Origin of the sequence: Microtetraspora sp. NBRC 16547 (assembly GCF_030268965.1) — a bacterium.
Lineage (GTDB): Bacteria > Actinomycetota > Actinomycetes > Streptosporangiales > Streptosporangiaceae > Microtetraspora.
In genome coordinates this window covers 1-13,276 of the sequence record NZ_BSSE01000054.1, presented here as the reverse complement: position 1 = coordinate 13,276, position 13,276 = coordinate 1, and the positions used below count along the sequence as shown (strand labels likewise).

Genomic DNA, 13,276 nt, shown 5'->3' with positions numbered 1-13,276 from the left:
CCATCCCCACAATCGCCACCGGCTCATCCACCACCGAAACCGAAACCGAAGATGACACCGCCTCCACACCCAGCAACTCGGCCTGGAGAAACTCCGCAAGCGCCACCGGAGTCGCGTAATCGAAGACGAGGGTCGAGGGGAGCCTGAGTCCTGTCGCCTCGGCCAGGCGGTTGCGCAGATCGACGGCGGTCAGCGAGTCGAACCCGACATCGCTGAAGGAGCGCGCCGGGTCGATCCGCGTGCCGGGAGCGTGCCCGAGCACGGCGGCCGCCTCGGTGCCGACGAGCTCCAGCAGCAGTGCCTCCTGCTCGGCCTCGGGCACGGTGGCCAGCCGCTCGGCGAGGGACGACGCCGGCCGCGTCCGCCGCGCCGGACGGCGCACCAGGCCGCGCAGCATCGCGGGCACGGGGGCGTCGCGCAGAGCCCCCAGGTCGAGCCGGACCGGCAGGATGAGCGCCTTGTCCGCCGCGAGGGCCGTGTCGAACAGTGCCAGGCCGTCCTGCTCGGACAGCCGGATCATGCCGCCCGCCGGGCGTTCGGCGAGCGCGGCGGTCATGCCGTTCTCCCAGGCGCCCCAGGCCATGGCGGTTCCCGGCAGGCCCGAGGCGCGGCGGTGGCGCGCCAGCGCGTCCAGGAAGGCGTTGGCGGCGGCGTAGTTGGCCTGGCCCGCGGCGCCGAAGACCCCGGCGACAGAAGAGAACACCACGAACGCCGACAGCTCCCGATCAAGGGTCAGCTCGTGCAGATGCCAGGCGGCATCGGCCTTCGGCCGCAACACCACAGCAAGCCGCTCCGGAGTCAGCCCGTCCAGCAGCCCATCGTCAAGAACGCCGGCCGCGTGCACCACAGCGGTCAGCGGGTACTCGGCCGGGATCGCCGAGAGCAGCGCTTCGACAGCACTCCGATCGGCGACGTCACACGCCGCGACGGTGACACGGGCGCCGAGTACCTCCAGCTCCGACACCAGCTCCACGGCGCCAGGAGCATCCTGACCACGCCGCGAAGTCAGCAACAGGTGCCCAGCGCCCTGCTCGGCCAGCCGCCGGGCGAGAGCCGCACCGAGCGCACCGGTGCCACCGGTGATCAGTACGGTGCCATGCGGGTCGGCGAGCGTTCCTGAGGCGGGTGCGGACGCCCTCGTCAGGCGCGGCACGAGCACGCGCCCGTCCCGGATCGCGAACTGCGGCTCGTCGGCCGGGAACCGCGTGACGACCGAGGGGTCGTCCGCGTCCACCAGCAGGAAGCGGTCCGGGTGCTCGGCCTGCGCGCTGCGCACGAGGCCCCACACCGCGGCGCCCGCGAGGTCGGCCGGTTCTCCGCCCGCCTCGACCGCGCCGCGGGTGACGATGACGAGCCGCTCGTCGACGTGGGGGTTCGCGGCCAGCCAGGTCTGCAGCTCGGCGAGCACACGGGTGGTGGTGGCGTGGACGGCGTCCACGACGTCGCCGCCCTCATGCGTCACCGGCAGGATCGTCGGCCGGATGTCCTCGGTGCCGCCGCCGGGCGGCAGTTCTGGCCAGTCCAGGGTGAACAGCGACTGCTGGGGCGCGGCGACCGGCCGTACGGTGAGCGCCTCCACGGAGACGACGAGCCGCCCGGCCTCGTCGGACGCTGAAAGTGCGACCGTGTCAGGGCCCGTAGGGGTCATGCGCACGCGCAGCGCCGTCCGGCCCGAGGCGGGAACCGACACACCCGTCCAGGTGAACGGCACCCGGCCCATGCCGGTGTCGGGCAGAACGCCGAGCGCCATCGCGTGCAGGGCGCTGTCGAGCAGCGCGGGGTGCAGCCGGAACCTGTCCGCCGCGGAGCGCACGTCCTCGGGCAGCGCGACGTCGGCGAGCACCGTCTCGCCCTGCCGCCAGGCCGCGCGCAGCCCCCGGAACGCCGGACCGTAGCCGAAGCCTCGCTCCTCGAATTGCGCGTAGAGGCCGTCCACGTCGATCGGCGTGGCGTCGGCGGGCGGCCACTCGGCCTGGCCGGCGGCCGGGCGGGCGCCGCGCGAGAGCCTGCCAGTGGCGTGCCGCGTCCAGGGCTCGTCGAACGCCGAACCGGACGGGCGCGCGTGGATCCGCAGCGTTCTGATGCCCGCGGAGTCGGGTGCGCCGACCGCGATCTGCATCTCGACGCCGCCGTGTTCCGGCAGTGTCAGCGGGGCTTCGAGGGTGAGCTCGTCGATCCGGTCGCAGTCGGCCTGGTCGGCGGCACGCAGCGCCAGCTCGACGAAGGCGGTGCCGGGCAGCAGGGCCGAGCCGAGCACGATGTGGTCGGCGAGCCAGGGGTGCGAGCGTAGCGAGAGCAGGCCGGTGCAGAGGAATCCTTCGCCGTCGGCGAGCGCGAGGGCCGCGCCAAGCAGCGGGTGGTCCGGATGGGTCAGCCCGGCCGCGGTGACGTCCGAGGTCGCGGCGGGCGCATGAAGCCAGAAGGGCTGGTGCTCGAAGGGATAGTGCGGCAGAGCGGCACGGAAGGTGCCGCCGAAGAAGGCCGGCCACGCCACTGCGGTGCCGCGGACGTGCAACTCGGACAGGGCACTGACCACCGACAACGGCTCGGGACGGTCCGCGCGCAGCGTCGGGACGGCGCCATCCACCATCGGGGTGAGCACCGCATCCGGGCCGAGCTCGACGAACTCCGTCACCCCCAACTCCCGCACCCGCTCCACCGCATCGGCGAACCGGACCGGCTCACGAACCTGACGCACCCAGTGATCCACGGTCGCCGGGTCACCGTCGTCCACGGTGGACACGACCGAAATGACCGGCTCACCGAAGGACAACTCCCGCACCACCTCGCGGAACGCCTCCAGCATCGGCTCCATCAACACGGAGTGGAACGCATGACTGGTGTTCAGCCGCTTGGTCCGCGCCCAACCCGAAGCCACCGCCATGACCTGGTCGGCGTCTCCGGACAGTACGACCGAGTCGGGGCCGTTGACCGCGGCGATGGAGACGTCGTCGGGAAGCGGGCCGATCTCGGCTTCCGACGCCCGCACCGCGACCATCGCGCCGCCCTCGGGCAACGCCTGCATCAACCGCCCCCGCGCCGCCACCAACGTGCAGGCATCCGGCAAACTCAGAATGCCGGCGACGTGAGCAGCCGCGATCTCCCCGATGGAATGCCCCACCACCACATCAGGCCGCACCCCCCACGACTCCAAAAGCCGGAAAAGCGCCACCTCCACAGCGAAAATCCCCTGCTGCGCGAACTCCGTCCGATCCAGATCCGGACCACCCTCGAAGACCACCTCCCGCAACCGCGGATCCAGATACGCCGCCACCGCATCGAACGCCTCCGCATAGACCGGAAACGCCTCATACAGCCCACGCCCCATCCCAGGCCGCTGCGACCCCTGACCCGTGAACAGGAACGCAACCTTCCCCGACACCACCCGCCCAACATGAACACCCGATCCACCCGCCAGCGCCTCAAGACCGGCGAGCAACTCCTCCCGATTCGCGCCCACAACAGCCGCACGATGCTCCAGTGCCGCGCGACCGGTTGCCAGCGCGGCCGCCACGTGCGTGATGTCGGTGTCGGCGTCCAGGAAGGACAGCAGTGCCGCCGCCTGTTCGCGCAGCGCTTCCGGAGTGCGGCCGGACACCATCACCGGCACGGCGGGCAGGGGACGCGGCGAGGCAGGCGGCTCCGCGGGCGGGGCCTGCTCGATGATCACATGCGCGTTCGTGCCGCTCATGCCGAACGACGACACCCCGGCACGACGGGGACGGCCGGTCTCCGGCCACGGCACCGGCTCCATCAGCAACCGCACATTGCCCGACGACCAGTCCACATGTGGCGTCGGCTCATCCACGTGCAACGTCCGCGGCAGCACCCCATGCCGCATCGCCTGCACCATCTTGATCACCCCGGCGACGCCCGCGGCCGACTGGGCGTGGCCGAGGTTCGACTTGAGCGATCCGAGCCACAAGGGACGCTCGCGATCCCTGCCGTACGCCGCCAGCAGCGCCTGCGCCTCGATCGGGTCACCCAGCCGGGTCCCGGTGCCATGCGCCTCCACCGCGTCCACGTCGGACGGCGCGAGCCGGGCGGCGGCGAGCGCGTCGCGGATCACCCGCTGCTGCGACGGCCCGTTCGGCGCGGTCAGGCCGCTGCTCGCGCCGTCCTGGTTCACGGCGGAGCCGCGCACCACCGCCAGGATCTCGTGGCCGTGGTCGCGGGCGTCCGAGAGCCGCTCCAGGACGAGCAGGCCGACGCCCTCGGCCCAGCCGGTGCCGTCGGCCGCGGCGGCGAACGCCTTGCAACGCCCGTCCGGCGCGAGGCCGCGCTGCCGGGAGAATTCCACGAACAGGGTCGGCGTGGCCTGCACCATCACCCCGCCAGCGAGTGCCAGGGAGCATTCCCCCGCCCGCAGCGCCTGCACCGCCAGGTGCAACGCCACCAGCGACGACGAGCACGCGGTGTCGACCGTGACCGCCGGGCCCTCCAGGCCGAACTGGTACGACAGCCGGCCGGAGATGACGCTACCGGCGTTACCCGTCAGCAGGTGCCCTTCCAGCCCTTCGGGCGCGACCTGCCAGCCGGAGCCGTAGCCGGACGAGGACGCGCCGACGAACACGCCGGTCCTGCTGCCGCGCAGGTTCGCCGGGTCGATCCCCGCGTCCTCGAACAGGTGCCACGCCGACTCCAGCAGCAGCCGCTGCTGCGGGTCCATCGCCAGCGCGGCCCGCGGGGAGATGCCGAAGAACTCGGCGTCGAAGCCGGTGACGTCATCGAGGAACGCGCCGGAGGCGGTGTAGCTGGTACCGCGGTGGTCGGGGTCCGGGTCCAGGAGCGCGTCCAGGTCCCAGCCTCGGTCGGCGGGGAACGGCCCCACCGCGTCGCGGCCGTCACGCACGAGTGCCCACAGGTCCGCGGGCGTGGCGACGCCGCCGGGGAAGCGGCAGCTCATGCCGACGATGGCGATCGGTTCTGGTTCCGCGGCCTCGACCTCGTGGAGGCGCGTACGCGTCTGCTGCAGCTCGGCGGTCACCCGCCGCAGGTACTCGACAAGCCGGTCCTCGTTGGACACCGTCAGCTCCCCAATGCGTTGTCGATGAAGTCGAAGAGGTCGTCCGCCGTGGCGGTGGCGAGAGCGTCAGGCACGGCGTTCCGTGCCTGGGGGGCCCACTTGGCCATGAGGGTCTGCAGGCGGCCGTGGATCGCCGTCCGGCCGTCGGCGTCGATCTCGGCGGCCAGCAGCCGGGCTTCGAGGCGGTCCAGCTCGGCCAGCAGCCGCGTCTCCACGTCCGGCTCGTCCTCGGTCAGCTCGCCGCGCAGGTACCCGGCGAGCCCGGCGGGCGAGGCGTGGTCGAACACCAGGGTCGAGGGCAGCCGCAGCCCGGTCGCCGCGGCGAGCCGGTTGCGCAGTTCGACCGCGGTGAGCGAGTCGAGCCCGAGTTCGAGGAAGCCGCGGCCCGGGTCGATGCCGCTCGCGTCGGCGTGCCCGAGCACCGCCGCCATGACCTCGCGGACGAGCTCCAGGAGGATCGCGTCCTGCTCGGCCGGGGTGCGGCCGGTCAGCCGCCGGGCCAGCCCGCCGGCGTCGGCGCCCGGGGCGGCCGCCCGTCTGGGCGCGGCCCTGACCAGACCACGCAGCAGGGGTGGCACGGCCTCTTCGCGCAGCGCCGCCGGATCCAGCCTGGCCGGCACCAGCTCGGCGGCCCCGTCGGCGAGGGCCGCGTCGAACAGTGCCAGCGCGTCCTCGGTGGACAGGGGCAGCATCCCGGCCTGGCTCATGCGGCGCCGGTCGGTGTCACCGAGGCCGGCGGCCATCCCGCCGGCGTCGCCCCACAGGCCCCAGGCGAGCGACACCGCGGGCAGCCCGGCGGTGCGGCGGTGCCGGGCGAGGCCGTCGAGGTAGACGCTCGCGGCGGCATAGTTGCCCTGTCCGGCCGTGCCCGCCAGCCCGGACACCGAAGAGAACAGCACGAACGTGGCAAGGTCGGCGTCGCGGGTCAGCTCGTCCAGATGGTGTGCGCCATCGGCTTTCGGGCCGAGCACGGTGACCAGGTCGGCGACGGTCAGCCGTTCCACGGTCGCGTCGGCCAGCACGCCCGCGGCATGTACGACCGCCGTCAGCGGGTGTTCGGCGGGTATCCCGGCCAGCAGCGCGGCGACGGCGTCGCGGTCGCCGACGTCGCAGGCGGCGACCGTCACGCGCGCTCCGCTTGCGGTCAGCTCCGCCGCCAGTTCGGCCGCACCCGGTGCGTCGGTGCCCCGGCGCCCGGCGAGGAGCAGGTGCCGCGAGCCTCCGGCGACCAGGTGCCTGGCCAGTGCCGCGCCGAGCGCGCCGGTACCGCCGGTGATCAGTACGGTGCCGTCCGGGTCGGGTGCGTGCGGCACGGTGAGCACGATTTTGCCGACGTGCCGGGCCCGGCTCATGTACCGCAGGGCGTCGGGCGCGCGGCGGACATCCCACGCGGTGACCGGGAGCGGCCGCAGCCGTCCCTCGTCGAACAGGCGCATGACCTCGGCCAGCATCCGGCCGAGCCGATCCGGGCCGGCCTCTGTGAGGTCGAACGCGCGATAGGCGACGCCCGGGACCTCCCGGACGTCGGTCTTGCCCATCTCCAGGAACCGGCCGCCCTCGGCGAGCAGCGACAGCGACGCGTCGACGAACTCGCCGGTCAGCGCGTTGAGCACCACGTCCACGGGACCGAACCGGTCCGCGAACTCCAGCGTGCGCGACGAGGCCAGGCGCGCCGGGTCGACGCCGAGCCCGCGTACGACGTCCCACTTCCCCTGGCCGGCGGTGGCGTAGACCTCGGCACCGAGGTGCCGGGCGAGCTGGACGGCGGCCATGCCGACCCCGCCCGCGGCCGAGTGCACCAGCACCGACTCGCCCTGCTTGAGCCCGGCCAGGTCGACCAGGGCGTAGTAGGCAGTGAGGAACGCCACCGAAGTGGCGGCGGCCTGCGGGAAGGTCCAGCCGTCCGGGATGCGCGCGAGGAGCCGCCGGTCGGTGGCCGCGTGCGTGGCGAACGTGCCGGGGAACAGGCCGAACACCCGGTCCCCTACGGCGAGGTCGCTGACCCCGGCGCCGACCTCGGTCACCACGCCCGCGGCCTCCTGTCCCAGCGGTACGGCGTGGGGGTAGCGGCCGAGGACGTTGAGCACGTCCCTGAAGTTGACGCCCGCGGCGCGGACGGCGATCCGCACCTCTCCCTCGGCGAGCGGCGGTGCCTGGCACGGCCGCGCCGCCACGCCGTCCACAGTGCCCGGTTGGGTGATCTCCAGCCGCCAGTCCTCCGGCGGCAGAGGGAGTACGGTCTCGGCGGCGCGTTCGAGCCTGGGCACCAGGACCTGCCCGGTGCGGACGGCCAGCTCGGGTTCGTCGGAGGCGAGCGCGGCGGCCGGGGGCTCGCCTCCGTCGAGGTCGAGCAGGCGGAATCGGCCCGGATGCTCGGCGCGGGCGGAGCGGACCAGGCCCCACACCGCGGCCGCTCCGAGGTCGGTGACGTCGTCGCCGTCGTCGGCGGCGACCGCTCCGCGCGTGACGAACACGAGCTGGGACTCGGCGAACCGATCTTCGGCGAGCCAGGAGCGGACGGCGGCGAGGGCCTTGGTGGTCGCGATGTGGACGTCATCCGGCGCGACCGGCAGCAGCACGGTCCTGGGGCTCGTTCCGGCGGGCACGGCGGTCCCCGGGTCGCATCCCGCTTCGAGGGTCCAGCAGTCCGCCGCGGCGGGTTCCCCTGACGGGAGCGGAGTCCAGCCGAGGCGGAAGAGCGCGTCACGGACGTCGCCGCGGGCCTGGGCGAGCTGGTCGGGCGCCACCGGGCGCAGTACCAGGGAGGCGGCCGAGAGCACCGGCCGACCTTCGCCGTCGGCGACGGTCAGCGCGACGGTGCCGGGCTCGACCGGGGTCAGTCTGAGCCGTAGTGCGGAGGCGCCCTCGGCGTGCAGGCGCACCCCGGACCAGCTGAAGGGCAGCCGCCCCTGACCGTCGTCGGGGAAGAACTCGCCGAGGGCGAGGGCGTGCAGCGCGGCGTCGAGCAGCGCCGGATGCAGGCCGAACCGGCCCGCGGCGTCGCGGTCGGCGGCGGGCAGTTCCACCTCGGCGAACACCTCGGTGCCGCGCCGCCAGCCCGCGCGCAGGCCCTGGAACGACGGCCCGTAGGTGAATCCCCGGTCCTCGAACCCCTGGTAGAGGTCCGTGACGTCTACCAGGGACGCGTCGGGGGGCGGCCATTCGCCCAGTGTTTCCGTCTCGGCCGGTTCGGCGGTCAGGACGCCGGTGGCGTGCCGGGTCCATGGGCCGGTGTCGTCGCGGCGGGAGTGCACGGTGACCGCGCGGCGGCCCTCGTCGTCGGCGTCCACGGCGATCTGGACCTGGACCGTGCCCTGCTCGGGCAGGACCAGGGGCGCGGCGAGGGTCAGTTCCTCCAAGGTCGTGCAGCCGACGGCGGCGCCGGCCCGCAGGGCGAGCTCGACGAACGCGGTGCCGGGCAGCAGGACCGTGTCCATGACGGCGTGCCCGGCGAGCCAGGGGGACGTGCGCAGCGACAGGGCGCCGGTGAGGACCGCACCGCCGGTGGCGGGCAGTTCGACCGCGGCACCGAGCAGCGGGTGGTCCGCGGCCCGCACTCCGAGTGCGGCGGCGTTCCCGCCGGTGGCGACGCCGTCCAGCCAGAACCGTTCGTGCTGGAAGGCGTAGGTGGGCATCTGGACGTGGGCCGGGCCGCTGCCCAGCACGTCGGCCCAGTTCACCGTGGATCCGGCGGTGGCCAGCGTGGACACCGCCGTGAGAAGCGTCGATGTCTCAGGGCGGTCCGTGCGCAGCGTCGGGACGGCGCCATCCACCATCGGGGTGAGCACCGCATCCGGGCCGAGCTCGACGAACTCCGTCACCCCCAACTCCCGCACCCGCTCCACCGCATCGGCGAACCGGACCGGCTCACGAACCTGACGCACCCAGTGATCCACGGTCGCCGGATTCCCGCCGTCCACGGTGGACACGACCGAAATGACCGGCTCACCGAAGGACAACCCCCGCACCACCTCGCGGAACGCCTCCAGCATCGGCTCCATCAACACGGAGTGGAACGCATGACTGGTGTTCAGCCGCTTGAAACGCGCCCAACCCGAAGCCACCGCCATCACCTGGTCGGCGTCCCCGGACAACACCACCGAGTCGGGGCCGTTGACCGCGGCGATGGACACGCCCTCGGGCAGCGGGCCGACCTCGGCCTCCGACGCCCGCACGGCAACCATCGCACCGCCCTCGGGCAACGCCTGCATCAACCGCCCCCGCGCCGCCACCAACGTGCAGGCATCCGCCAGGCTCAAGACTCCGGCCACGTGAGCGGCCGCGATCTCCCCGATGGAATGCCCCACCACCACATCAGGCCGCACCCCCCACGACTCCAAAAGCCGGAAAAGCGCCACCTCCACAGCGAAAATCCCCTGCTGCGCGAACTCCGTCCGATCCAGATCCGGACCACCGTCGAAGACCACCTCCCGCAACCGCGGATCCAGATACGCCGCCGCCGCATCGAACGCCTCCGCATAGACCGGAAACGCCTCATACAGCCCACGCCCCATCCCAGACCGCTGCGAACCCTGGCCCGTGAACAGGAACGCGGTCTTCCCGCCGGGCTCGCGTCGGACGACCTCCGCGGCGAGGCCCCCTTCGGCCAGGCTTGCCAGCCCGCGCCGGAGTCCCTCGGCGTCGGCGGCGAGAACGACGGCCCGGTGTTCGTGCGTCGCCCTTCCAATGGCCAGGGTCCGCGCGCCCGCCACCAGGTCGGGATCCGTGTCGAGGAACGTCAGCAGCCGCGCGCCCTGCGCCCGCAACCCCGCCTCCGTCCTGGACGAGACGAGCCACGGCACGACGCCGCCGCGGAAGGTCTCCTCCGGCGTGGCCGGAGCGGGTGGAGCCTGTTCGAGTACGACGTGCGAGTTCGTACCGCTGATCCCGAACGACGACACCCCCGCACGCCGCGCACGCCCCGTCTCCGGCCACGGCACCGACTCCGTCAGCAACCGCACATTGCCCGCGTCCCAATCGACATGCGGCGTCGGCTCATCCACGTGCAACGTCCGCGGCAACACCCCATGCCGCATCGCCTGCACCATCTTGATCACCCCAGCCACCCCCGCAGCGGCCTGCGTATGCCCGAGATTCGACTTCACCGACCCCAGCCACAACGGCTCCTCGCGGTCCTGCCCGTAGGTGGCCAACAGCGCCTGCGCCTCGATCGGATCGCCCAGCCGCGTCCCCGTGCCATGCGCCTCCACCGCGTCCACGTCCGCCGTGGTCAGTCCCGCGCTGTCGAGCGCCTGGCGGATCACCCGCTCCTGGGACGGCCCGTTGGGTGCGGTCAGCCCGTTGGACGCGCCGTCGGAGTTGACCGCGGAGCCGCGGAGCACGGCGAGTACGGGATGCCCGAGGCGCTGCGCGTCGGACAGTCGCTCCACCAGCAGCAGCCCCGCGCCCTCGCCCCACGCGGTCCCATCGGCCGCGGCGGCGAACGGCTTGCACCGGCCGTCGGCGGCCAGGCCGCGCTGGCGGCTGAACTCGACGAACCCGATCGGCGTGGACATGGCCGTCACGCCGCCGGCGAGCGCCAAGGAGCACTCTCCCGCCCGCAGCGCCTGCGCCGCCAGGTGCAACGCCACCAGCGACGACGAGCACGCGGTATCGACCGTGACCGCCGGGCCCTCCAGGCCGAACAGGTACGCGATCCGCCCGGAGAACACGCTCGCCGCGCTGCCAGTGCCGAGATGCCCCTCGACCTGTTCCCTGGCGTTCATCAGCAGCGTGCCGTAGTCCTGGCCGTTGGTGCCGACGAAGACGCCGACCCGGCCGCCGCGCAGTGCCGCCGGGTCGAGGCCGCCGCGTTCGAACGCCTCCCACGCCGTCTCCAGCAGCAGGCGCTGCTGCGGGTCCATCGCCAGGGCCTCACGCGGTGAGATCCCGAAGAACGCGGCGTCGAAGCCGGAGACCTCGTCCACGAACGATCCGTGCCGGACATAGGAGCGGCCTGGGGTGCCCGGCTCCGGGTCGTAGATCGCCTCAACGTCCCAGCCCCGGTCGTCAGGGAACGGCGTGACCGTGTCCCGACCGGCCGACAGAAGCTCCCACAGGTCCTCGGGTGAGCTCACTCCGCCGGGGAAGCGGCAGCTCATCGCGACGATCGCGATCGGCTCGCCTGCCTCGGCACGGTCAAGGGACGAGGCCCGCCTCGCTCCTGACGTCCCGGTGATGCGGTCGGCGAGGTGGCGGACCAAGGCGGTCGCGTTCGGGTGGTCGAACGCCAGAGTGGCGGGCAGCCGCAGCCCGGTGGCGGCGGCGAGCCGGTTCCGCAGTTCGACCGCGGTCAGCGAGTCGAGCCCGAGGTCGCGCAGCGCTCGGGAGGGGGCGATCCGATCCGGCTCGTCGAACCCGAGTACGGCGGCGAGCTGCGCGCGGACGATCGTGAACAGGCGGCGCTCACGCTCCTCGTCCGTCAGATCGGCGAGGGCGGGAGTGTCCTCGGCGCCGCGCCGCCTGTCCCGGACTTCGGCGAGATCGCTGATCAGCGGGCTCGGGACCTCGCCCGCGTCGAGGGCGGCGGCCCAGTCGACATCGGCGACGACGACGGCGGTGTCATCGCGGTCGAGGACCTGCCCCAGGGCTTCGAGTGCGATCGCCGGCTGCATCGGGGGGACACCACGCTGGAGGAGACGAGCCTCCAGCGCGCCGGCGGCCATGCCGCCGCCCGCCCAGTGGCCCCAGCCGATCGAGGTGGCGGGCAGGTTCGTGGCGCGGCGGTGCCGGGCCAGCGCGTCCAGGTAGGCGTTCGCGGGAGCGTAGTTTCCCTGCCCCGCCCCGGCGTACGTGCCCGCGAGGGACGAGAAGAGCACGAAGGCGTCGAGGTCGAGATCGAGGGTGAGTTCGTGGAGGGCACGGGCGGCCTCGGCCTTGACCCGCAGGACGCGTTCGGCCTGGTCGAGGGTCAGTTCGTCGAGAACGGCGTCGTCGAGCAGCGCGGCGGTGTGCACCACGGCGCGCAGCGGCGCGTCATCGGGCAGGGAGGCGATCAGGTCGGCGAGCGCGGACCGGTCGGAGACGTCGCAGGCGGCGAAGGTCACCCGCGAGCCCAGCGCGGTCAGTTCGGCTTCGAGAGCGGTGGCGCCCTCGGCGTCCCGGCCGCCACGGCTGACCAGCAGCAGGTGCGGCGCGCCGCGGCCGGCGAGCCAGCGGGCCACATGCGCGCCGAGCGCGCCGGTGCCGCCGGTGACGAGGACGGTGCCCGAGGGCCGCCAGTCGCGCCGTGGTCTGGTGGCCGCGGAGCGGGTGAGCCGCCGGGCGAGCGTCCCTTCCGGCCGGATCGCGAGCTCGTCCTCGCCGCCGGTCAGCGCGCCGCACAGCAGGTCGAGGTCAGCGCTGCCGGGAGTGGAGGTGAGGTCGGCGACCCCGCCCCAGCGTCCCGGGTGCTCCTTCCGTACGACCTGGCCGAGGCCCCAGACGAGAGCCTGTTCCGGGTCGGTGACCGGGTCTCCGGCGCCGGTGGACACCGCACCCCGCGTGACCGCCCACAGCGGGACGTCGAGCCCGGCGTCGCCGAGCGCCTGGACGAGGGCGAGCGTTACGGCGAAGCCCTCCGAGACGGCCGGGTGGGTCGGGGTCCGTCCGGTCTCCTCCACGACGAGCACACCCCGGACGTCGGTGAGGTCGCGCAGCCCCGCGGCGAGGACGGCGCGGTCGGCTGCGAGCTCCAGCCGGGCCACCCCGGCGCCGTGGCGGGCCAGCGCCTCCGTGAGGCCGTCGGCGAGGTCTCCGTCCTGTGCGACGAGGACCCAGGTGCCGTCGAGCGTTCGGCCTTCGGTCCGGACGGGTCGCCAGGCGATCTCATAGCGCAGCCCGTCCACGGGGGACGCGCCGGACCGGGGTGCGGCGGGCTCGGGCCAGTATCGCCGGCGTTGGAAGGGATACGTCGGCAAATCCACCCGCGCCGCCCCACCACCCGCGAACACCACCCCCCAATCCACCGGCACACCCGCCACGAACACCTCAGCCAACGACCGCATCAACCGATCCCGGCCACCCTCACCCCGCCGCAACGTCCCCACCACCACAGCCGCCTGCTCAACCGCCTCCTCCACCCCAACAGCCAGCACCGGATGCGCACTACACTCCACAAACACCGAATGACCCTCGGCCAGCAGCCCCGCCACCGCCCGATCAAAACGCACCGGCTCCCGCAGATTCCGCCACCAATACCCCGCATCCAACCCCGCGCCATCCACCACCCCACCGGTGACCGACGACACGAACGGAACCGACCCCCGCCCC

The 13,276-nt window shown here is 73.4% G+C and carries 2 protein-coding genes; both read right to left on the bottom strand.

The window, feature by feature from the left end:
- Positions 1-5,032, bottom strand: a 5,032-nt coding sequence (locus QSK17_RS35150; RefSeq protein WP_502889349.1) for a type I polyketide synthase, incomplete at its 3' end; no start/stop codon positions are given.
- Positions 5,029-13,254, bottom strand: coding sequence for a type I polyketide synthase (locus tag QSK17_RS35145; RefSeq protein ID WP_285710903.1), 8,226 nt, complete (start codon positions 13,252-13,254; stop codon positions 5,029-5,031). The genes QSK17_RS35145 and QSK17_RS35150, both read right to left, overlap by 4 nt.
- Positions 13,255-13,276: the final 22 nt, after the last annotated feature.